The 22,530-nt window shown below is 60.2% G+C and carries 21 protein-coding genes and 1 pseudogene; 17 read left to right on the top strand and 5 right to left on the bottom strand.

Translation table 11 applies throughout. The annotated features are described in order from the left end of the window. Position 1: 1 nt before the first annotated feature. Positions 2-1,045, bottom strand: coding sequence for a sugar ABC transporter substrate-binding protein (locus QP803_RS22625; protein ID WP_284948057.1), 1,044 nt, complete (start codon positions 1,043-1,045; stop codon positions 2-4). A 53-nt stretch (positions 1,046-1,098) separates the two neighbouring features. Beyond that, positions 1,099-2,079 carry a sugar phosphate isomerase/epimerase family protein gene (locus QP803_RS22620; RefSeq protein ID WP_284948174.1) on the bottom strand — a complete coding sequence of 327 codons (981 nt, stop codon included), beginning with the start codon at positions 2,077-2,079 and terminating at the stop codon, positions 1,099-1,101. A gap of 198 nt (positions 2,080-2,277) precedes the next feature. Between QP803_RS22620 and QP803_RS22615 the strand changes: the two genes are divergently transcribed. From QP803_RS22615 to QP803_RS22600, 4 genes are all read left to right on the top strand, one after another. Continuing rightward, the gene (locus QP803_RS22615) at positions 2,278-3,045 is read left to right on the top strand and encodes an IS6 family transposase (protein ID WP_284948056.1); all 768 of its coding nucleotides are present in this window, start codon (positions 2,278-2,280) and stop codon (positions 3,043-3,045) included. Positions 3,046-3,427: 382 nt separating this feature from the next. Continuing rightward, the gene (locus QP803_RS22610; RefSeq protein WP_284948055.1) at positions 3,428-4,981 is read left to right on the top strand and encodes a sugar ABC transporter ATP-binding protein; all 1,554 of its coding nucleotides are present in this window, start codon (positions 3,428-3,430) and stop codon (positions 4,979-4,981) included. Continuing rightward, positions 4,968-5,969 (top strand): ABC transporter permease, encoded by a 1,002-nt coding sequence (locus tag QP803_RS22605; RefSeq protein WP_284948054.1) that lies wholly within the window; start codon positions 4,968-4,970, stop codon positions 5,967-5,969. Before QP803_RS22610 ends, QP803_RS22605 begins: the two co-directional genes overlap by 14 nt. Positions 5,970-6,020: 51 nt before the next feature. Beyond that, positions 6,021-7,049: a substrate-binding domain-containing protein gene (locus tag QP803_RS22600; protein WP_284948053.1), complete on the top strand. Its 1,029-nt coding sequence runs from the start codon at positions 6,021-6,023 to the stop codon at positions 7,047-7,049. A 114-nt stretch (positions 7,050-7,163) separates the two neighbouring features. On the opposite strand, the pseudogene QP803_RS24215 reads toward QP803_RS22600, so the two are convergent. Both QP803_RS24215 and QP803_RS22580 read right to left on the bottom strand, forming a co-directional pair. Further along, positions 7,164-7,976, bottom strand: a pseudogene (locus QP803_RS24215) (IS6 family transposase). A 98-nt stretch (positions 7,977-8,074) separates the two neighbouring features. Beyond that, complete coding sequence (locus tag QP803_RS22580; protein WP_284948051.1) at positions 8,075-9,700, bottom strand: APC family permease; 1,626 nt, start codon at positions 9,698-9,700, stop codon at positions 8,075-8,077. A 337-nt stretch (positions 9,701-10,037) separates the two neighbouring features. On the opposite strand from QP803_RS22580, the gene QP803_RS22575 reads away from it, so the two are divergent. Continuing rightward, entirely contained in the window at positions 10,038-11,042 is a 1,005-nt protein-coding gene (locus QP803_RS22575) for a site-specific integrase (RefSeq protein WP_284948050.1), read from the top strand. 39 nt (positions 11,043-11,081) lie between these two features. Here QP803_RS22575 and QP803_RS22570 read toward each other — a convergent pair whose 3' ends face one another. After that, positions 11,082-11,594 carry a hypothetical protein gene (locus QP803_RS22570; protein WP_284948049.1) on the bottom strand — a complete coding sequence of 171 codons (513 nt, stop codon included), beginning with the start codon at positions 11,592-11,594 and terminating at the stop codon, positions 11,082-11,084. 341 nt (positions 11,595-11,935) lie between these two features. Between QP803_RS22570 and QP803_RS22565 the strand changes: the two genes are divergently transcribed. From QP803_RS22565 to QP803_RS22510, 12 genes are all read left to right on the top strand, one after another. Beyond that, positions 11,936-12,346: a helix-turn-helix domain-containing protein gene (locus QP803_RS22565; RefSeq protein ID WP_350356111.1), complete on the top strand. Its 411-nt coding sequence runs from the start codon at positions 11,936-11,938 to the stop codon at positions 12,344-12,346. Between the two features lie 419 nt (positions 12,347-12,765). Beyond that, entirely contained in the window at positions 12,766-13,158 is a 393-nt protein-coding gene (locus QP803_RS22560) for a hypothetical protein (RefSeq protein ID WP_284948047.1), read from the top strand. Positions 13,159-13,436: 278 nt separating this feature from the next. Next, positions 13,437-13,733 (top strand): helix-turn-helix domain-containing protein, encoded by a 297-nt coding sequence (locus QP803_RS22555; protein WP_284948046.1) that lies wholly within the window; start codon positions 13,437-13,439, stop codon positions 13,731-13,733. A gap of 122 nt (positions 13,734-13,855) precedes the next feature. Continuing rightward, entirely contained in the window at positions 13,856-14,911 is a 1,056-nt protein-coding gene (gene trbB, locus QP803_RS22550; RefSeq protein ID WP_284948045.1) for a P-type conjugative transfer ATPase TrbB, read from the top strand. Next, the gene (locus QP803_RS22545; RefSeq protein ID WP_284948044.1) at positions 14,901-15,257 is read left to right on the top strand and encodes a TrbC/VirB2 family protein; all 357 of its coding nucleotides are present in this window, start codon (positions 14,901-14,903) and stop codon (positions 15,255-15,257) included. Before trbB ends, QP803_RS22545 begins: the two co-directional genes overlap by 11 nt. 3 nt (positions 15,258-15,260) lie before the next feature. Beyond that, positions 15,261-15,545, top strand: a complete 285-nt coding sequence (gene trbD / locus QP803_RS22540) for a conjugal transfer protein TrbD (protein ID WP_284948043.1) — start codon at positions 15,261-15,263, stop codon at positions 15,543-15,545. A gap of 3 nt (positions 15,546-15,548) precedes the next feature. Beyond that, positions 15,549-18,008 (top strand): VirB4 family type IV secretion/conjugal transfer ATPase, encoded by a 2,460-nt coding sequence (locus QP803_RS22535; protein WP_284948042.1) that lies wholly within the window; start codon positions 15,549-15,551, stop codon positions 18,006-18,008. After that, complete coding sequence (gene trbJ / locus QP803_RS22530; protein WP_284948041.1) at positions 17,992-18,738, top strand: P-type conjugative transfer protein TrbJ; 747 nt, start codon at positions 17,992-17,994, stop codon at positions 18,736-18,738. Before QP803_RS22535 ends, trbJ begins: the two co-directional genes overlap by 17 nt. A gap of 163 nt (positions 18,739-18,901) precedes the next feature. Continuing rightward, positions 18,902-20,146 carry a P-type conjugative transfer protein TrbL gene (gene trbL, locus QP803_RS22525; protein ID WP_284948040.1) on the top strand — a complete coding sequence of 415 codons (1,245 nt, stop codon included), beginning with the start codon at positions 18,902-18,904 and terminating at the stop codon, positions 20,144-20,146. A 59-nt stretch (positions 20,147-20,205) separates the two neighbouring features. Then, complete coding sequence (gene trbF, locus QP803_RS22520) at positions 20,206-20,934, top strand: conjugal transfer protein TrbF (RefSeq protein ID WP_284948039.1); 729 nt, start codon at positions 20,206-20,208, stop codon at positions 20,932-20,934. Next, the gene (trbG, locus tag QP803_RS22515) at positions 20,934-22,079 is read left to right on the top strand and encodes a P-type conjugative transfer protein TrbG (RefSeq protein ID WP_284948038.1); all 1,146 of its coding nucleotides are present in this window, start codon (positions 20,934-20,936) and stop codon (positions 22,077-22,079) included. The genes trbF and trbG overlap by 1 nt, the downstream gene beginning before the upstream one ends. Next, complete coding sequence (locus QP803_RS22510) at positions 22,079-22,519, top strand: hypothetical protein (protein ID WP_284948037.1); 441 nt, start codon at positions 22,079-22,081, stop codon at positions 22,517-22,519. Before trbG ends, QP803_RS22510 begins: the two co-directional genes overlap by 1 nt. The last annotated feature ends 11 nt before the right edge of the window (positions 22,520-22,530 follow it).

The following is a 22,530-nucleotide window of genomic DNA, read 5'->3' as shown; positions in this document are numbered from 1 at the left end:
TTCACTGCTGGCTGGTCGCGTCTTGCTTCAGAGCCGCTTCCTGAGACGCAAGATCCCCGGTGTAGCGAGCCATGTTTTCCTGCGTCACCAAGGCCTGCGGTGTGGCGACCACGCGCGGCACCGTCTGCCCAGCGACGAGGCGTTCAATGACCTCAAGCGCGATAACGCCCGTGAGCTTGGGGAAGCTATCCACTGTGCCGGTCAACTCGCCTGCCTTGATCGAGGTATAGGCGTCGCTCGTGCCGTCCGTGCCGATGACCCTCACCTTACCAAGCAGATTGGCGGCTTTCACCGCTTCCACCACACCAAGGGCCATGGTGTCATTGTTACAATAGATGCCGATGAGGTCCGGATGCTGCTGCAAGATGGTTGTCGCGGCATCATAGGACTGCTGGCGGTCCCAGTTGCCGGGAACGCTGGCGACCAAGGTAAAGCCTTTGGCGCTCTTGATGGTGTCGCTGAAACCGGCGGTGCGCTGGATAGCAGCAAAAACGCCGGCCTGGCCTTCGACCACAGCGACCTTACCGCCCTCAGGATGATGGGCAATCATCCATTTCGCCGCGCGGACGCCATTGTCACGCTGAACATTGCCGACGAAGTGGCCGATCGAAGACACCACCGCGTCATCGACGTCCACCACGGCGACACCCGCCTTCGTCGCCTCGTCGATGGCCGGTTGAAGATTGGCGTCTGTCTGCGGTGAGATCAGCAGCCCCTTGTATCCGCCGTCGATCATATTCTCCATGATCGAGAGCTGACCGATCTGATCGCTCTCGCCCTGGGCAGCCTGCACCGTCACGCGGCTGCCGTCTTGCTTGGCACCCGCGCGATAGCCCTCTGCGAGTTGGCGCCAGTAGGGGTTTGTGAGCGTCTTTAGAACGACCCCGTAATGCTGACCTTTTGCGTCCGGCACTGGGCCGAGCTTCTGGAGGTCGAACCAATTGATGCGACTGGCATCTGTATCCGGATTAAGCGGAGGCAGATCCTGAGCAAAAGCAACCACGGGGAGCAGCAGCATAGTGGCTGCGAGAAGTAGTTTTTTCATTGTGTTTCCTCTCAATTGCGCCGCTCGACGCGGCGATGTGTTTAGATGTTCGTTCAGCCGCCACCCAGCATGATCCGTTGCAGGATACCCTGGGAGCCAACCGAGTCCTGACGATCAATAGCGTCGGTCAGGCCGTTGCTCTCGTCGAGACGATCGACGATCTCGATCATCCGGCGCACCGTCCGGATATTGGTTTCACATTCCTTGACCGGATCGAGGCCGGTGATGTCTGGGAAGGTGTCGAAATAGAGCGCACCGGAATAGCCGTCGCGCTTGATCTGGCGAAGAAGTTCAATCGTCTGAACGGAGTGCACGGCACCGACCATGAGACCGTCGTCACGCTTCGCATAAGCGTCGTTCAGATGGAGGCCGAGCAACTTGCTGCGGCGCGCGACGAGGGCCGCAGCATAGGCGGGCTGTTCCTCGGCATAGAGCACATGGGCCAAGTCCAGGGTTACCCCCAGATTCGGTCGGTTGACCTCATCGATCGCCAGCAGAGTCGTTGCGGCATTTGGCAGAAGGCTGAATGAGCGTGGTTCGTTGGGCTTGTATTCCAAGCTGATGGAGACGCTGGGATTATGGTCCGCTACCTCACGAATGCCGTCGATCTCCATCTCCCAGGCGCGCGCATAATCCATCTGGAAGGCGTAGTCGAAGCCGTCCTGGCCGAGCCAGAGAGTGAGCATCGGTGCATCACAGGCGGCTGCGGCATCTGCGCCGCGCTTGGTGAGGTCGATCGCCTTGCGGCGCACAACAGGATCAGGGTTTGTGAACGCGCCGAGAGCGAATTCGCGGACGCTATAATAGCGCATCGCGAGGCCGCTGATGTCGAGCCCTTCGCCGCGGATCTGGCGAGCGAGTTCCGCTGGCTGGGTGCCCAAAAAATGGTCGGGAAAGTTGAGATCGAGCACCGTGAGGCCGTCAACCGTCGCTGCGCGCTGGACCATCTGGATCGGCGTGGGTTTACCAACGAGGTCAGGCCAGAAAAGCTGGGAATGCGACGCAAATGAGTTTATCCGAGTTGCGAAAGGCAAGGCCTGCAATGAAATCAATCCGACGAACTCCAACTTGGACAAACTTTACCGTTATACAGGTTATCGTGAAGTTTCAAGGGGTGAGCTTATCGAAAGAAGCCGAAGGGCAGGTTGCTATCGCCGTAGTATTTCCGGCTCTGTTGCAGACTTTGGCTTTGTCCGTCGGGATGGGGTTCGAGCGAGGGAGCGAGGTCTGCCATGTCGGACTTCAAGGGGCGTCATTTTGAGGGTGAGAGCGTGCTCTGGGCGGTCCGGTGGTATTGCCGCTATGGGGTGAGCTATCGCGATCTCGAGCAGATGATGGGCGAGCGCGGCGTCTCGGTCGATCATTCGACGATCTACCGCTGGGTTCAAAGTTATGCGCCTGAGATCGAAAAGCGGCTGCGCTGGCAGTGGCGGGGGCCGCGTTCGACGAGCTGGCGCGTCGATGAGACCTACGTGAAGGTCCGAGGCGAGTGGACCTACCTCTACCGGGCCGTGGATAAGCATGGGAACACGATCGAATTCTATCTCTCGCCGACGCGCAACACGGCGGCGGCCAAGCGCTTTCTTGGCAAGGCGCTGAACGGCTTGAAGGAGTGGGAGAAGCCTGCCGTCATCAACACCGACAAGGCGCCGACCTACGCCGTGGCGCTGACCGAGCTGAAGAAGGAGGACAAGTGCCCGAAGAAAACGCTGCACCGACAGGTCAAATACTTGAATAACGTCATCGAAGCTGACCACGGAAAACTGAAACAACTGATTCGACCGGTCAGAGGGTTCAAGACGCTGAAGACGGCATACGCGACGATCAAGGGCTTCGAGGTGATGCGGGCGCTCCGCAAGGGACAAGCATCGGCCTTCAACATCACGCGTGACATTCCCGGCGAAGCCCGCATTGTCGAGCGCGCCTTCGGTCTTGGCGCGTCCGCCCTCGCCGAGGTGGTCCAGCTTGTCCGCGAACAGCTTGATCTCACGGCAGCGTAACGAGCCAACTGACCCGATTGGCCGCTTAACGCGCCCGTCGCCAAAGATTGCAACAGAGCCGCTCCTAGTTAGATCATAACACTTAATTGCGAACGCCTCGCGTTTGCAGAAGCTGCCGTCTGTCCGTCCGGCCGTCAAACCAGGCGTGAGTCGCATCCTCCGCTGGTCGTCCCGTGTTCACTCCCTTTTGACGCCGCCCGCGACCGGCGCGACACGATGGGCTTGCGCAAAATTAGGAGACGATACATTGAACGTGAACCTCAGCCGAAACCGGCGAGCGCATCAACAAAACCCCGGCCAAAGGGTGTGTTTTTAGGGGTGGAGCATTGCGGATGCTGCAGCGTCAATATCGGTTCGTCCTGGTCTCTTGCAGGCTGGCCACGTGAGTCAAACGACGACGAACGATACGGCCGGGGCAGTGCCGCCCGTCGCCGCCGTCGATTGCTCGGGCATATCCAAGGGCTTTGACGGCGTTCCCGTCCTCAAGGATGTGTCCGTGACCTTTGCTGAAGGGTCGGTCAACGTCCTGGCCGGCGAAAACGGCGCAGGAAAATCGACCCTGTTCAAGATCATCTCGGGTCAACTCGCGCCCGATGGCGGCCGGCTGACGCTGTTCGGCGATCCGGTGAAGCGCTTCGACGCGCGCCACGCGCAAGCCCTGGGCGTTTCCATTATTCCGCAGGAACTGGCGCCGATCCCCGAGATGCGGGTGTGGCAGAATCTGCTCGTGGGGCAGGAATTGACCGGCCCGCTCGGTTTCCTGCGCCAGAAGAAGATGATCGAGATCGCGCGGGAGATGCTGGGCGGCGTCGGTCTCGACATCGATCCTGGTGCGCCCATGAAGACGCTCGGCGTCGCCGCCACCCAGATGGTCGAGATCCTGAAGGCGACATCGCGCAAGGCGCGTATCGTTCTCATGGATGAGCCGAGTTCGGCGCTGAGCTCGCGGGAGACCGAGCAACTGTTCCGCGTCATCCGCATGCTGCGCCAGCAGGGCGCGTGCATCCTTTATACCAGCCATCGGATGGAGGAGATCGAGCAGATCTCGGACACCGTCGCCATCATGCGGGATGGCGCGATCATTCGCCATGAGCGGACCAAGGCTCTGACCGAGAACCAGATCATCACGGATATGGTCGGGCGTCAGATCGAGGACCTCTTCCCGAACCGTGGCGTGCCACCGGCTGATCGGGATGTGGTGCTCGCCGTCAAGGATTTGCGGGTGTCCGGCTATAATAGCGCCGTCTCTATATCGCTGCGGGGCGGCGAGATCCTTGGCCTCGGCGGCCTGGTGGGCGCCGGCCGCAGTGAGCTTCTGGAGGCGATTTTTGGGCTTCGCCCCGCCACCGGCAGCGTCACGCTGGACGGCAAGCCCCTTCATCTCGGCCGGATGACGGAATCGATCGAACGCGGCCTCGCCATGGTGCCGGAAGACCGCAAGCTGGCCGGCGTGCTGACGTCGCTCTCCATCCTCGACAACATCACCTTGCCCCATCTTGATGCCTTTACCGGTCCGGGCGGGCTGATGAACAACGCCAAGCGGCGGACCAGCGCGCTGGATGTGCTCAAGCGCACCCGCGTCGCCTATGCCAAGTTGAGCCAGAAGGTCGGCCATCTTTCAGGCGGCAACCAGCAGAAGGTGGCGCTCGCGCGCTGGCTGGTGACCGGCATGCCGCGCGTGCTGATCCTGGACGAGCCGACGCGCGGGATCGATGTCGGTGCGCGCAGCGAACTCTACAAGCTGATCAATGATCTCGCCGATAGCGGTGTCGCCATCTTGCTGGCCTCCTCCGACATGCCGGAGCTCATTAATCTGAGCCATCGCGTGCTCGTGATGCGGGACGGGGCGATCCAAGGCGAGCTGAAACGTGGCGAAATCGAGCAGGAGGCGGTGCTCCGCCTCGCAATGGGAAGAGGCTCCAATGCAATCCACTAATGCCGATGTCTTGGCGGCGACCCCCGCCGCGCCTTCGGCGATGAACGGGCGCCGGCTCGGTCGGCTGGCGCTGCGCTATTCCTTGGTCATCATCCTGGCCCTTTTCGTCATCACGCTCGCCGTCTCGAACAAGTCCTTCCTGACCGTGTCGAACATGAACGTGATCCTGATCCAGGTCGCGGCCAATGCCCTGCTGGCGACCGGCGCCACCTTCGTCATCCTTACCGGCGGCATCGATTTGTCCGTCGGCAGCATCGTCGGCCTCTCTGGAGTTGTCGGGGCGTTGATCGCACAGGATGACGGTGCGCTGACCTTCAGCGAGGCTGTGGCGCTGGGCATCCTGGCCGGTGGTGCCATCGGTGCCTTCAACGGGCTGCTTGTGGCCATTGCGCGGGTGCCCCCCTTTGTGGCGACACTCGGCAACATGACGGTGGCGACGGGCCTCGCCTTCGTGGCAAGCGATGGGCAGCCGATCTCCGGGCTTTCCGACCAGTTTCTCGCCTTGAGCGGGACTGTCGGCGGCTTCTCGATCCCGGTGATCGTGATGATTGTCGTGGTCGCGGTCTCTTGGCTGGTGCTCGCGCGGACCAAATTCGGGATGCATATCTATGCCGTGGGCGGCAATCCGCACGCGGCGCGTGTGGCGGGCGTTAACCTTAAGGTCACGCGCTTCGCGGTCTACGTCATCTCCGGGCTGCTTGCGGGCTTGGCCGGCATCATTCTGGCGGCGCGCGCCACGGCGGGCATCGCGACCAACGGCACGGGCTACGAGTTGAACGCGATCGCCGCAGCCGTTATCGGCGGCATCAGTCTCGCCGGTGGGCGCGGCTCCTTGATCGGCACCGTCTTCGGATTCCTGATCTTGGGTGTCCTTGATAACGGGCTGAACATCATCAACGTCTCGCCCTTCTACCAGCTCATCGTGAAGGGCCTCATCATCATTGGCGCCGTCTTCGTCGACAGTCTCGTCAATCGCACGGACGACTGAGCGGATGCCATGACCGGCTTAATCAGAAACATAACCACGGGAAGAACAGCTATGAAGAAAGTAACCCTGCTCGCCGGCCTGCTGGCCGCGACCACCTTCGCGACCGGTGGGGCAGGCCATGCCTGGGCGGACAGCGCACATCCGGTCATCGGCTTCACCGTCTATGACATGTCGTCCTTCATCTCGCTTGGCAAGCGCGGCGCCGAAGCCATTGCCAAGGCCAATGGCGGCACGCTTCTGTGGAACAGTGCGGGCATGGATGTGAACACGCAGATTTCGAACTTCCAGCAATATATCAACCAGAAAGTCGATGCCATCGTGGTCGCGCCGGTCAATTCCGCGACCCTGGCGCCGCAGATCGCAGCCGCCAAGGCCGCTGGCATTCCAGTGATCGTGACCAACCTGACCGCCGCCCCCGAGTCCAAGCCGGACATCGTCACCTATGTCGGGCCGGATGACGTCAAGGCCGGTGAGCAGGAAGCTCAGCATCTCGTCGATGCCATCGGCAACAAGGGCAATATCGTCGTGTTGCAAGGGCCGCTCGGCCAGTCGGGCGAGATCGATCGCACGAAGGGCATCCAGAATGTTCTCGCCAAGAACCCCAACGTGAAACTGCTTGCCATGCAGCCCGGTAACTGGGCGCGCAACAAGGCCTACGGCATCATGCAGGATTGGTTGTCCCGCTACGGCAGCAAGATCGATGGCATCATTTCCGAGAATGATGACATGGCGATCGGCTCCATCCAGGCGCTGAAGGAAAAGGGCCTCGCCGGCAAGATTCCCATCACCGCCGTCGATGGCATCAAGGACGGCATGCGCGCGATCAAGGACGGTACTTTGCTCGAAACCAACCTGCAGGACGGGCCGCTTGAGCTTGGCCTGGCCGTTCAGGTCGCGATCAACCACGTGCGGGGGCAAACTGTTCCGCAGCCCGCCGCGATGATCATCATGCCTGAGCTGACCAAGGCGAACATCGATCACTACTACGACCAAATGTATGGCAACCCGAGCGCCTTCATCGAGGGGCTGCCCGCACTCGTCAAATCGAACCTGGCATCCGGCCAGTTCGCCCACCAGTAAGCGGCCCGCAACACGCCCCGTCCGCTCGTGCGGGCGGGGCGCCCTGCCGTATCGTGCGGGTTCTGTCAGGTCTCGGGCCAGGCTGGGCACAGCGAGACTGCGGAGCCGGCTCTATCATGCGGCCTGCATGATAGAGAGAGCAACGTGTACCGCTTTGGCGAAACGGGAGCGGCGGAGGGAGGCGGGGACGATCTGGTCGTGACGAAGGCGGGGACGAACGAGATTGCGGAGTTCGCCATGCTCTCGACAGAAGCGGCTGGCTGCGTCGTGGCTCTTGAAGCCACGCATACATCGGATCCTGCCCTTGATCCCCCGATGGTCCTGTTCAAGTAGGCGTTGGTCCGGTGCCGCACTCTTTTGCCCAGGACGCTGCGGATCGCCTTTGGATAGGAGCCATGGCCATCCGTCGTCACCCTCTCCGGACGAAAGCCCATGGTCGCCCGGACCGAGCGGAAGAATGCCTTTGCGGCCCTCATGTCGCGGTGCTCGCTCAGCATGGCGTCGATCAGGTTTCCGTCACGGTCGATTGCCCGGTAGAGATAGCACCACCGACCGGACCTTCAGGTAGGTCTCGTCAACATACCAGCTGATCCCGGCGCCCCGCCGTGTCCCGCGACGCCGTTTGCGCAGTTCATCGCCCATGATGGGAAGCAGCTTCGCCTCCCAGTCGCGGACGGTCTCGTGGCTGATCTCAATCCCGCGCAGCGCCATGATCTCGCTGAGGTCGCGCAGCGTCAGCCGGTAGCGCAGCCGGCAGAACACGACGAAGGCGATGATGTCGCTCGGCAGCGAGGTCTGGTTCAGCACGCTATGACTGCGCTCGTTGAACTGCCGACCGCAGTCCCGGCACCGAAACCGCCGGTAACCCTGAGCGGTCACCTCGCGACGTTCGGTCACAGACGCCGAGCCACAGCCAACACAAGTCATCGCGAAATTCGTCCCGCCCCTGCAGCCTCACGTCCGACCAAATCCGCCGTCGGTCCCCAAACTAACATCTGGGCCCGGGACCTGACAGAACCAGCGGATCATTGGGTACGTTCGATGTCGATCAGGATCCTGCCCGTGTCCACGGCGGGAAGTGACGAGCGCTTGGCGATTTCGATCACGACGAGGCTCCAGACAGCGGTCACACCGACGGCGGGCCAGAAGCTTAGAACGCCGTAGCCGCCGAGATCGTGACCGCTCAGCGCCGACACAACCCACATGCCGCCGAACCAGACACCCAGCCACCACATGTGGCTCCAGCCGAAGTTGGCGCTTTCCTCGCGCGCCCACAGGTAGTAGTAGCCCAAATAGAGCAAGAAGATGACTAGCACGATGGCAAATAGCCAGCTTACCGTGGCAAGGCCGCTCCACAGAATGATCAAGTCGCAACAGATGAACGCGATCGGCGCAAGGATGCTCGCCCCGAGCAGGCGGAACGGGCGCTTCAGGTCCGGGTGATCACGGCGTAGTATCAGCAGCACGATCGGTCCGAGACCATAGGTGAGCGCGGTGATATCGCTGATGTAATCGACCATCTTCTGCCACGCCGGGAAGGGCAGCAGAAACAGCACACCCACGACCCACATGACCACCACCGAAACCCAAGGCACCTGCTGGCTGTTGAGCTTAGACAGAATCGGCGGCCCGGCTTTCATTTCGCCATTGGCAAACAGAATGCGTGAGCCGGCTGTCGTGTAGATAAGGCCGGTGCCGGCCGGCGAGATGGCGGCGTCGATATAGAGCAGGGTCGCCAGCCAGCCGAAGCCGAGCATCATGGCGAGGCCGGCGAAGGGTCCTTTGACACCGGCAAAGTTGATGTGTCCCCAGCCATTGGCGAGATCCTGCGGTTTGATGGAGTTCAGGAAGCCGAGTTGCAGGAGAATGTAGACAATCGCCGAAAGCAGAACGGAGCCGATCACCGCCAACGGAATGTTGCGGCCGGGATTGGAGCTTTCCCCGCCCAAGTCGATCGCGGTGCGAAAGCCGAGATAGCTGAACACAATTCCAGCGGCTGGCAGGGCAATGAACATGCCATTGGGATCATAGCTGTTCGATGCGGCGGTCCAGACGCTTGCGCCCTTCGTCCAAAGCGGCCCGACCTCATGAGCACCGGCGATGATGAGGATGATGGCCGTCAACAGCGGCACAGCGATCTTCCACCAGGTGACGGTCGTATTAAGGGCGAGAAGCCAGCGAATAGCCATAAGATTGAGCAAAGCGAGGATGCCGACAAGGATCGCGCAGACAATGAATCCGGTCGCCGTCAATACGCCTCCGTTGCCGACAAAATCAGGATAGATGTTGTTGGCATAGGTCACGATCCCTTCCGCTTCGACGGGCGGCACGGCGACATAGGACAGAAACAGCATCCAGCCCCAGACTCGGCCCAGACCTTCGCCGTGGCTCGCATGGCTCATGTGAACGAGTGCGCCGGAGCGGGGAAACAGAGAGGCAAGCTCCGCGAAACAGAGGGCGATGAGCATGATGATGACCGCGCCGATGATCCAGCTCCACAAGCTGAGCGGCCCGGCGATCTTGGCTGCATGAAGTGCACCAAACAACCAGCCGGAGCCAATCATGCTGGTGGTACTCGCGAAAAGCAGGCCGATAATGCCCGCGTCGCGACGAAGGCCCTTCCCTCTTGCCGCTTCAGGTGGAGTTGACATTGCGGATATTCTCCTCTCGCGGTCGACAAGCAACGGTGCCATGGTAATCAAACCTTCACGAGATGCCCAGGAAATTGGGTGAGCAGTGATCGGGTGGCGATTTGCGCTGGCATGCAGGTAACCTCGACGCCGTTAGTGAGGATTAGTGGACGGTGTTGAGTGCGTTCCACGTTCGGGTTAGCGTCTGTTTTTCGCACCAATCGAATGTCTGCTGTCTGGTATTGTCTCAGACACAGTAAAAGGCTGAAATGGTCGCAAAGCTGACCAACTTTCTGACACGCTATAATATTCCTTCCCGCGTATTGATCTGAGAGGCGGTTTCCGTCAGACTATCGCCATGAAACGATCCGCCGCTTTGTCATCGCCATCGAGCGTTTCCGCGGTGTTGCGAGCCGAGGGCGCCGAGACCCCACTGACCTTGAGAGCAGCGCGATCTCTGGCGCGCTCACAGGCGTATCAGTCCGCCGCCGATGCCCCGGCAACGCTGCGCGCCTACAAAGCCGATCTGGCTAACTTCAAGGCATGGTGCGTAGAGCGCAAGCTCGATCCCATGCCATCCACGGCCGAGGTCGTCGGCGCCTACCTGGCGGACGCCGGGCGCGGCTATGCGCTGTCCACGCTAAGACGGCGGGTCGCCGCCATTGCCCGAGCCCATCGCATCGCCAAGCAGCCGCTCGACACGCGCCACCCTGCGATCCGTGAGACCTTACGCGGCATTGCCCGCACCCATGGTGAGCCCCCTCGCCGCTCCGCCGCCATCACTACGGCGGAGATCAAGCGTCTGCTCCGTGTCTGCAGCGACGATATGGCGGGCACCCGGGATCAGGCCCTCTTCCTCGTCTGTTTCGCCGGCGCCTTGCGCCGCTCTGAGCTCGTCGGCCTTGATGTCGAGCATATCAACCGGACCGACGATGGCCTGCGCCTGCTCATCACGCGTTCAAAGACCGACAAGGAGGGCGCCGGGGCCGAGATCGGGCTATCGCGCGGTCGTGCCATGGCCACCTGTCCCGTGACAGCGCTGGAGCGCTGGCTTGAGCAGGCCGAGATCGCTGCCGGTCCAATTTTTCGAAAGGTCGATCGTTGGGGGAAGGTCCATAGCAGTCGCCTCGATCCCGATGCCGTGCGCCAGATTCTAAAAAAACGCGCCCTGGAGGCGAAGATCACGGGAACGATCTGGGAGCCAATCACGCCCCACGGCATGCGAGCCGGTTTTGTGACGACCGCCTACAAGAATGGCGTCCCCGATGAAGAAATCATGGGCCACACGCGTCATCGAAGTCTGACGACGATGAGAGGATCGAAGCTCAATAGATCTAGCCCGGCCGGCAAGCTTGGCTTGTAATGGCTGCACAGGCTGACCAACACCAGATACTTGGCCGCCCTACGGAGACCCTAGCACCTCAACGTGCCCCGCGCCTCCAATATCGTCCCGGAAACGATCAAGTGCGCTGATAGGAACATCACGCACCAAGAAAACGGCGCCGTTCGGAATGGTCGTCAACCAGATACTGGGGAGCGCGACGCAACGCGGATTGCCCGACATAAATCGTACTCCACGACCGGGACGCGCTCCCCGCCGGCTCCTCAGAGACGCCGCGATCTCGCGCCCGACGATGTAGATGGCCTGTTCAGCGGCCTCAAACACGCGTCGATACGGGACTTGCTCATCGACGGTTACCTTGATCTCAACGGTGTCTTCAAAAGCGGCGCGCGTCCCGTCGACACCCCAAATATCGAGACAAAGGGCACGAAGCGCCTCCTCCTGCGAGTGAGGAAAACTCCACCCGATACCGGCACCCAACCACATGCCGCCTATCTGCTTTGACCGGTGCGGCAGCACCGGATGATATGGAGCCTGCAGTTCAAGGCGGTCTGAAACTTGAATGACAACCATCGGCGTCTCCCGGAGCAGGCAGAATCGTACGCCCTTCCGAATCGCTAAGCCAACGCGAAGTGTCGTCGACGCCATGAATTTATTGAATCAGAAAAGCGGCAGAGATCAGTTTTTTGAATACGAGGCTTCTCGGAAGAAGCTGATGCGATGATGGTCACACCCAACCAGCATCCGCGGCCGTCCTCCTCAACGAGGCCCATTCAAGCGATGAGCCATCCTATAAGCACGTAAATCGCCATGGGAATTACGCCCTTTTGTGTATCCAAGCTTGCGATGGGGCTACTGTGAAACGCGAGGCAAGTGAGGCAGACAAGGGATTATATCCACCCCTTTAGCTCTGGATGCGAATGACGAAGCGCTCACCTACACTTGGTAGACGTGCGAAGAATGAAATCCCGAAGTTGGATGAGTTTAATCATGACGCCAGCACGAATACGTCCTCGGCCAACGTGTCCAGGACGTATCCTATAAATGTGGGAGCGAGCGCACCCCTTTTACCTCCCTCTGATGACACGGTTCGGGATAGCTTGTTCGTCCTCTTTGGTGAACGACTCCGTTCGGCGCGGCTCGCGCTCGGCCTTAAACAATCTGAGGTCGCGCGGCTCACAGGCTTGACACAACAGTATCTTTCGTTGGTCGAGAGGGGGCAGAAGAATGTCACCTTGAAAACAATGATGGCGCTCGCGTATGTGGTGAAGCAGGACGTTAGCACAATGCTGCAGCTTCCAGAGCACTCCCGTTCGAAGTCGTAATATCCACAAATTTTTTTGTTCGGAGTCTTGAGGTGGCCTTTGGACGTCCTTTAGGATGTTTTCCATGGCCGATGATCTACATCCCTCGGTGCGCGACGACCAACCTCGTCGCCCTGATGATACCGTCAGAAGGCAGCCCGCCACCAAACCTAGCGCCTTCAGAAAGACGGGAGGTTTGGCTGCGCCGAGGCTGGCTCTCAACAGGCAGTCCGATCTGCCTCGACGCTGCAGGCCGCAGCAGATCGTCCTTTTGCAGGATAGCGGCATCTGGGCAGTCAAAATGACCGGGGCAAGCGTGCGACGCTTGCTGACGTCCCACTACCATCCGCTTCCGGATAACGAGCGATCCAAATGGCCCAGCTGCCCAAGGGCCGTGTCGGATAATGGTGGTGATATTACCGAATCTGAGAGGAACAGTGATGTCGTTGACATTCTCAAAAAGGAATCGTCTACACAAGACAGAGTTATTGGCGCAGGCGCGTGAGAAGCATTCTGTTCTGTGCGTAGCTATTGATACTTTCAATTCGATGATTCGGGCAGGTCATGCCACGGTTGCGGAAGCATCTGGTGCGTACGCTTCAGCTGTCAACGAGCTTCACCACTTCGCTAGATCAATGGCCATGGAGCAGACCTTACTCTTCGAAAGGAGTGCCGAACGGAGCAACTGCGAGCGATGTCAAGAGGCATGGCATTGGATTTCCACTTACCGAACTTTCACGCCAGAAGTTCCGGACCTCGCCATGCCGCAAACGGTCGAATATCCCGATGACGATCTGTTAACAGAATTTGAAGAGCTATCCGATTTTTCCTAATGTTGATCGCTACTGCCTTAACGAAACCCATTCTTGACGACGGTCGCCAAACCCGATGTTCGACTCGTTCCGAGATCCCACATCTTTCAGCTTGACCTAATGTCCGGTCTCGGGTGCGGCCGCGGTCTGGCGTAGGCGGCGGCTGTCTATTTCTATGTTTGGAGCAAAGGTCGTATTGTAACGGAGAATTCGTCGTCTGGCCGGAGCCCCGAGCGCTCGCGGACGGCAATTCGTTGTACAAGAACACGAGCACCAATGGCTCGGCAAACGGATTCGAAATGACGCGCGGTACAAACCAGATTGAGGTGGTCATTAGGCAGATCGTCGCAAGTAATATAAGAATGGCTCGCGAGCACGCCGAGATGAGTCAACGCGATTTATGCGACATTGCAAATATCGGGCAAGCTTACCTAAGTCAATGTGAGTCTGGAAAGTGGAATGTTGGCATCGACAACATCGCCAGGATCGCTCGCGCCACTGGTTTTCTTCCTCACCAGCTTCTGAATCCGGATTTTGATCCTGTTTCATTTAGTCAAATGAGGCCGCGTGTAAGTCCTTCTTTAGAAGATGATTAAGCTTCCCTTCCCTGCCCTACCTAGATGGCGCCTAACTTTCACTAAGCACCTTTTTCAAGCGTTCATGCTTGATGATTTGGCCCTTGATGATATTACGTATGATATCGATTTAGGTAGATCACATGGATAGTGGTGTTAATCAGACCCTCGGATTAGCTGTGGACGAGTTCCTGCGCCGCATGGCGGAGAAGCTCCGCCGGGAACTCGGTCCGCAAATCTGCGGGTTCCTAGACGACCCTGACATTATCGAAATAATGCTGAATCCAGACGGAACGCTCTGGATAGACCGCCTGGGCGGCGAGATGGAGCAAGTCGGCACCATGTCGGCCATGCAGGCGGAGGGCCTGATGGGCACGGTTGCATCGACGCTTCGCACGACGATCAACCGCGAGAATCCCGTGCTCGAATGCGAGCTGCCACTCGACGGCAGCCGATTTGAAGCCGTGATCCCGCCGATCGTGGCAGCTCCTTCCTTCACGATCCGTCGCAAAGCCGTGAAGGTGTTCACGCTCGAAGATTACGTCTCATCCGGGATCATGACGGGCGGGCAGCGCACCGCGATCGAACGCGCGGCGCGGGAGAGACAGAATATCCTTGTGGTGGGTGGCACCACCACGGGAAAGACGACGCTGACGAATGCGATCCTCCGCTTTATCGCGGAGGTCTCACCCCATCATCGCATCGTCATCATTGAAGATACCGCCGAGCTTCAATGCACGATCGGCAACCATGTGATGCTGCGGACCTCATACAATGTCGATCAGCTTCGCTTGCTGAAAGTCACGATGCGGCTGCGCCCTGACCGCATCTGTTTAGGCGAGGCGCGCGGCTCGGAAGCCCTCGCCCTCCTTAAAGCCTGGAACACCGGCCACCCTGGCGGGGTTTGCACCGTCCACGCCAATAGCGCGCGCGCCGGCTTGATCCGCATGGAACAGCTCATCGCTGAGGCCACGCCCGCGCCGATGTGCGCGCTGATTGGCGAGGCGGTGAACGTCATTGTCTCGATCGCCAAAACCCCTGAAGGGCGGCGCGTCAAGGAAGTGTTGTCCGTCGAAGGCTTTGAGGACGGACAGTACCGTTTTTCAAACGCAGTCACGGGGGAGGCGGAGGCTCCCGCCGAACCTTACCCCGGCCTGCTCATCTCGGAAGTTTTGAAGGAGAATCAGGATGCGACGTAATAGCCTGTCCGCCGCCGTCACTGTGCCGCGGAACCGCCTTCCCCTCGCGGCCCTCGCCCTGGCGGCAGCCGTGCTCATGTCGCCCGGCCTGGCGCACGCCACCACCACGGGCGGCAGCCTGCCTTGGGACACACCCCTTCAGACCCTAGAGACGGACATCAAGGGTCCTGTGGCCTACGGTCTGGCACTGCTGGGCATCGTGGCCTCGGGCGGCATGCTCATCTTCGGCGGTGAGATTTCCGAATTCACCCGCCGCATCATGTATGTGGTCCTCGTGGCTGCGATCATCCTCGGCGCCGCCTCGCTGTTGACCACGTTGTTCACCACGGCCGCACTGGTGGGGTGAGCGATGGCGCTGCGGCGAACGCCCTTCTACCGCGTGCTTTATCGGCCGCCCCTCATCTTGGGAGGCGAGCGTGAGCCAGTATTGGTCACGCTCGTCATCGCCGTCGGCCTGGTGATGTCGGGTTTCAACCTCGTGTCATTCGTAGTCGCCGGCCTGCTGTGGTTCGGCGGCATCGCCGCCTTCCGGCTCATGGCGAAGCATGACCCCCACATGAGCAGCGTTTACCGGCGGCAGCTCACCTACCGTGCCCATTACGCGCCCCGCTCAAGGCCAGCGCGAACGGAGTAAATCATGCACTCGCTCAAGCCATACAATGACCGCAGCAAGGGCCTCTCCGATCTTCTAGATTGGGCGGCCCTTATGGATGACGGTATCGTCCAAGGTAAGAGCGGGACAATTTTGGCCGGCTGGTTTTATCGCGGACAAGATATAGCGTCGTCCACTGCCGACGAACGCAACTACATCACGCAACGCATCAATGCCACACTAGCCCGCCTCGGGGGAGGCTGGGCGTCATGGCATGACGCGATCCGTCTCCCTAGCTCTTCCTATCCCGCGCCGGAGGAATCGTACTTCCCTGACAAAATCACGGCCATGATCGATCGGGAACGTCGCGCGCAATTCCTCAGGGAAGGGTCTCACTACGAAAGCGAATATGCCTTCGTTGTGTCGTTCACGCCGCCACTGCGCCAACAGAGCAAAATCGTCGATCTCATTTACGATGACGATGGACTGGTCCGAGAGTCCGTTGCTGACCGGACAATGGCGCGCTTCAAGGAAGCACTCGGAACGATCGAAAACAGCATGGGGGATGTGGTCCGACTCCGCCGCATGCGGAGCTATAATTACGAGGACCGCAGCGGCCGCGAACATCTGCGCGATGAGCTGGTGGACTATCTGCAATTCTGCCTGACGGGTGATATCGACGCCAAGCTCAACATTCCGGCGTCGGGCATGTATCTCGATGCGGTCATGGGTGGTCGCGATCTTTGGGGAGGCGACACACCCAAGCTGGGCGACAAGTTCATCATGTGCATTGGCATCGAAGGCTTCCCGGCAGAATCCTCGCCCGGCGTCCTTGACGTGCTCGATCACCTCGCGATCCCCTACCGCTGGTCCAGCCGTTTCATCTACCTCGAACAGCACGAAGCCCTGGCCGGCCTGAAGAAGTATCGCCGAAAGTGGCGACAGGCGGTGCGGGGCTTCGCTGCACAGATATTCAAGACGCAGGGCGGCATCGTGAACGAGGATGCCCTGTTGATGGCGAACCAGGCGGAAGCCGCGATGACGGACGCCAACTCATCGCTGGTCACATTTGGATATTATACACCGGTCATCGTCCTCATGGACCGCGACCGCCTGGTGCTCGAAGACAATGCCAGAATCATTGCCCGCGAGATTGCCCGCGAGGGCTTCACCACGCGAATAGAGACGATCAACACCATGGAGGCCTGGCTCGGCAGCTTGCCGGGTCACGTCCGGCCGAATGTCCGCCGGCCTTTGATTCATACCCTTAACCTGGCCGATCTCCTGCCACTGGCAACGGTGTGGCCCGGATTGGCGATCAATCCGTGCCCACTCTACCCGGAAAACTCCCCACCGCTGCTCCACGCGGCGACCTCCGGGGCCACACCGTTCCGACTGAACCTCCATGTGGGCGATGTCGGCCATACGCTCGTCTTTGGGCCTACCGGGGCGGGAAAGTCGGTGCTCCTCTGCACCGTAGCGGCGCAGTTCCGCCGCTACGAGGGCGCTACGATCTGCGCCTTCGACAAAGGCCGCTCGATGCTCGCGCTCGTCAAAGCTTGCGGCGGCCGTCACTACGACATCGGCGCCGATGGCAAGTCGCCATCCTTCTGTCCGCTCTCGGTCTTGGAGACGCACGGCGATCTCGCCTGGGCGGAGGATTGGATTGGCACCTGCTACCAGCTCCAAACCGGTCAGGCACCGACGCCGCGCCAACGGGAGGAGATTCATCGGGCGATGAAGACCTTGCAGGACTCTCCCCTGCGGTCTCTCACCGATTTCAACGCGACCGTGCAGGATGAGGCCATTCGCTCGGCGCTCTCGGTCTACACGATCAGCGGGAGCATGGGGCACCTCCTCGATGCCCGCGAAGACACCTTGCAAGATGACCCATTCGTGGTCTTCGAGCTGGATGAGCTGATGAGCCTGAAAGACACATCAGCGATCCCGGTCCTGCTTTACCTGTTTCGCCGCTTCGAGCGGTCCTTGAAGGGCCAACCGGCCCTTCTGTCGCTCGATGAAGCCTGGATCATGCTGGGCCACCCGGTCTTCCGCGAGAAAATCCGCGACTGGCTCAAAACGCTTCGCAAAGCCAACTGCGCTGTCCTCATGGCCACGCAAAGCCTGAGTGATGCCGTACGGTCCGGCATTCTTGATGTGCTCATGGAAAGCTGCCCGACGAAGATCATGCTACCGAACGAAGAGGCCGATAAGGGTGGCACGGCCGAAGTGCCTGGGCCTGGCGACCTGTATCGCATGATGGGCCTCAATGACGCGCAAATCGGCATCATCAAAACCGCGATCAAAAAGCGTCATTACTATTATACCTCGCCCGAGGGCCGCCGTCTCTTTGACCTTGGCCTCGGCGCCGTCGCAATCGCCTTCGTGGCTGTCAGCGACAAGGACTCTATCCGCCAGATCGAACGCCTCGAAGAACAGTTCGGCGCGGCCTGGCCGGAGCACTGGCTCAAGCAAGAGGAGGTTAACTATGCGGAATATGCTTAAACACGGGTTCGCTGCGCTCGCGCTCTGCGCGGGCATCGCGGTGCTGGGTCAAACGCCGGCCAGGGCTCAGTCGGCCGTCGTCTGCGTGAACTGCGCGACGATCGCGACCCAAGGCTTACAATGGGCGCAGCAAGTTCAGCAATGGGAAGAGCAAGTTAGTCAGTACGCGACCCAGCTTCAGCAATATGCCAATCAGGTCCAGAACACGACCGCGATCCCGTCGCAGATTTATAGCAATGCGATGTCGGACATGCAGGCCGTCCAGAATTTGATGACGCAGGGCACGCAGCTTTCATTCTCGAACCCCGGCTCCTCGCTCGGCACATTTTCCAGTTACCTAAGCAGCACATCTAGCACGATGGGCAATCTCACGGCACAGGCGACGCAATATCAAACCTGGTCGCAGCAGTCGAAGGACGGCATCACGGCGGCCATGAATGCCCTGGGCCAGCAAAACAGCCAGCTTTCGACTGACAACAACACCATGACGCAACTTCAGGCGCAGCAGGCGGCGTCAACCGGGCAGATGCAAGCGATCCAGAATGCAGCAGAAATATCAGCGCAGCAGGTTAGAGAGATAGAGAAGCTGCGCCAGCTCATCATGGTGCAGACGCAGCTCGCGGCCAACCAGCAGGCGATTCAAAGCCAGCAGCAGGCCTCTTCGCAAGCACAGTGGCAGAACTTCATGAGTTCGGCGGCGCTCCCAACCACGGGAACCACATACAAATGAATCCTTCTCTGATAATCGCGATCGTCGCGTCCCTATGCGTCGGTGGCGCCGCTGGGGCCGGTGTCACTCATTATATCGTGGAGAAGTCCGCCTGCCCCCAGGATGCGACGTGGCAGAAATTTATTAGTTCCCCGCCACTGCCAGAAACCGGGAAAACCTACAAATGACCTCTCGCCGACGCCTCGCACTCATCACAGTGTCGGTCTTCGTAGCCTACTTTGTCATGTCCGGGCCGGTCTCAGCGCAAACGGTCATCGACACGGTGATGACCGATTATTCGACGGCGGCGGCGGTGTGGGTAACCCCTTTGAAGAATTATGCCATCGACCTCTTTTGGGGTCTGGCCACAATTCAATTTTGCTTTGCGATGGGTCAGCTTGCGCTTCGGGGTGCAGACCTTTCCGAACTCCTGGCGGAGCTAGTGACGCAGTTCTTTTTTATCGGCATCTTTTTCTTTTTGGTGCAGCAGTCCAACACCCTCGCAAACGATATCATCTCATCGTTCAAACAGGCCGCCACCTCGGCATCTGGCACTGCTGGCGCTGACCCGACCGGCATACTCAATACCGGCATCAATATGGCGCAGAAAATCTGCAATCTTATGGGCATCACCACGCCCGGCATCGATATCTTTTACGCCATTGCGGCCTTCGTGGTCATTCTGCTCATGGCTTACATCGCGGCGCTCGCGGTCATGGTGAATGTCGAGGCGTACATCATCGTCTCCGCCCTTGTTCTGTTCACGGGCTTTGGTGGTAGTCGCTGGACGAAAGAATACGCGCTGCGGTCTCTGACCTATGCTATCGCGATCGGCGGCAAGCTATTCATGCTGAACCTCGTTGTCGGCATTGGCGAGCAAATCCTCTCAAACCGATCCGCCACTTTTACGGGCACCACCTACTCGGAGGTCATGTCACTGGTTGGCGTCATTCTCGTGCTCGCTGCGGTCGTGAAGCAGTTGCCGGACATGACGGCAAGCCTGCTGTCTGGTGCAGCGATCGGCGCCAGTACCGGTCTTATCGGTGCTGGTAAAACAGCGGCAACGGCCGCCGTAACCGGCGCTACCGCCGGGGCGGGCATGGCGGTAGCCGGCGTCGCATCCGGTGCGCTGGCAAGCCAGCAGGTCGCCGCAGGGGCGGGGGCGTCAGGAGCCAGCCGCCTGGCCCGCTTTGCGAGTTTCACCGGGCACGCTGCGCGGAACTTTGGCGATGCGGCCCTGTCGGACCTTGGCGGTCGCCTGGCGGGCACAAGGACGAACCGGGGCTATATGGGATTCCGCATGGCCGCCGATCTTAATAACCGCACACAAAGCCAACGTGCTGCACCCGCGCCGACTACCCAGCAGAAACCTCCGGCCTCCCCACCGGCCGCATCGCCCCAGCAACCGCCGAGCAACACTATTAGCTAACCCCCTCCGCATGAGGGCAACGCCACAGCCACGTTTTTTCTTATAGGGTGTATGATATCATGAGGCGTCCAAGCACAACCGAGCCCCCGCCGGCCGCCGCAATGACCGGCTCAGAAAGCACCGCGAGGCCCGCAGATGGGCCGGGCAAAGCCACCTATCTCGCCGCGCGCGCCGAATGGAATGAGCGCTACGGAAGCTACGTCCAGCAGGCGAGGGCCTGGCGCCTGGCCTTCTTCATGTCGGCGGTCGTCTCCCTCATGGCCGTGGGGGGCGTCGTTTATATCGGCTCGCAAAGCCACCTTGTGCCCTACATCGTGGAGGTGAACCGACTGGGGGACGCGCTCGCCGCGCAACGCGCGGATGTCGCATCTACGCCCGACACTCGCTTGATCCGTGCCCAGCTTGCGCGATGGATCAACGACACGCGCACCGTCTATCTGGACGCAAGCGCCGAACGATACATCATCAATGAAGCGTACGGCATGGTCGATCGGCAGAGCGCCGCCTATGGCGATCTCAACACCTATTTCCGCACAAACGATCCTTTCAACCGCGCGCAAACTCAGACCGTCAATGTGCATATCACGTCGGTTCTGCCCATCAGCCAAAACACCTGGCGCATCGAGTGGAACGAGGAAACCGATTCACGTGATGGGTCAACGCAGCAAACCGCGCATTGGCAGGCGACCGTTACGATTGCCCTGCATCCTCCCAGTGATTCTGAAACCGTGCTCATCAACCCCACCGGGCTTTACGTCCAGAACTTTAGCTGGACGCAGGCGCAATAATGGAACCCTTGAACATGCGAAAAGTGGCGCTCATCGTCGCCGTCGCGGCCTTGCCCTCGGTCGCCTCGGCAAAAGACTTCACCGTTCCAGCCATCATTCCATCGGCTCAGGCCGCGACACCGCAGCCGGAGCCGTCCACGCCGCAGCCAAGCGTGATCCAAGGCGCGGCCTCGACTGCCGCCGGTAGCCCAGCGACTCTCCAGCCGGGCGGCCCAATGACGACTGCGCAGGCCGCACCGCCAGGCGCGCCGGCATTCAGCGAGCCGCCGCCGGCCCTCGTGTCAACGGGGAATGGCGGGGTGATGACGGCCCTACCGAACCACCCGCCGCCACCCATCTCTCTTCTCTCGCCAAACGTGCGGCTGACCTCTCGGCAGTCTACCGCCGCCGCAATCTCCCGGCGTTGGCGTGACCGCACAGCCTCGCCCGGCGAAGGAACAAACGGCGCGGTCAATTATATGTTCGGCGCCTCGATCCCCTCAGTCGTGTGCTCGCCGCTCTATGTCTGCAATATCGAGCTGCAGCCTGGTGAGGTGGTCAACAACATCACATCTGGCGACAGCGTGAGATGGTTGATAATACCAAGCATCGTCGGCAGTGGCTCTACCGCGCAAACCATCGTTTCAATAAAGCCGACCGATGCCGGGCTGCGGACCAATATTACGATTGCCACCACCAAGCGTCTCTACGACATCACGCTCGTCAGCAACACGTATGCTCACACGGACGAAATCACCTTCGCCTATCCAGAAGACGTGCAAGCACAGTGGCAGCAATATCAGGCGGCAGCAGCGCAGCGATACACGGACACGACAATGGCGAATGGGGCAAATCTCGCCGCCCTCGATTTTGGCTATAAACTCGACGGCGATGATCCTGCTTGGCGCCCGCTGCGCGTCTACAGCGATGGCGTGAAAACCTATATCCAGTTCCCACGCTCGATGCTCTCGGGTGACGCACCTACGCTTGTCGCACTCGACCGTGACGGAGGCTGGTTCTCAAGCCCTACAAAGGAGATCGTGAACTATCGCGTTGAAGGCGACACCTATGTTGTCGATCGCGTGCTTGACCGCGCCGCACTCCTCTCTGGGGTGGGTGGTAGTCAGCAGCAGGTTGAGATTTCCCATCAAGGGAGGGTCAACTGATGCCAAGCCCCCGTGGTCTGGCGCTCGGCATTGGTCTCGCCCTCGGGCTGGCCGGCTGCGCCACCCCGCCGAACGCCTCGTATGTGGCGTCTGGCACTCCGACCGATAACGAGGTCATCGCTACAGCGGTCTCCTCTTACCTTGGGGCAACACTGCCCCCTGGTCGCACCACCCTCATGATCCAGCCGATCGCCTCAGGAAGCTCGCCCCTTCTCGACCAGCTTTCGGCCGATCTGCGCGCACAAGGGTTTGCCGTTGCACAACCCACCTCTGGCGCGGCCGGCGCGGTCCCGGTTCGCCTAACTGTCTCCCAAAACTTCGGCGGCTGTGTGGTCTCGATCGACTATGGCCCCCGAGAAGCCGGGACGTTCTTCGGCCGCGACACATTAGGCATCCTACAGCCCAGCTCGCCCTTCGTTGTGAGGGAGGCGGCACAATGAGCGGAAACCTA

The organism is Acidisoma sp. PAMC 29798 (assembly GCF_030252425.1).
Classification (GTDB): Bacteria; Pseudomonadota; Alphaproteobacteria; order Acetobacterales; family Acetobacteraceae; genus Acidisoma; species Acidisoma cladoniae.
The sequence above is the reverse complement of the archived record's forward strand: the minus strand, read 5'-3'. Positions and strand labels throughout refer to the sequence as shown.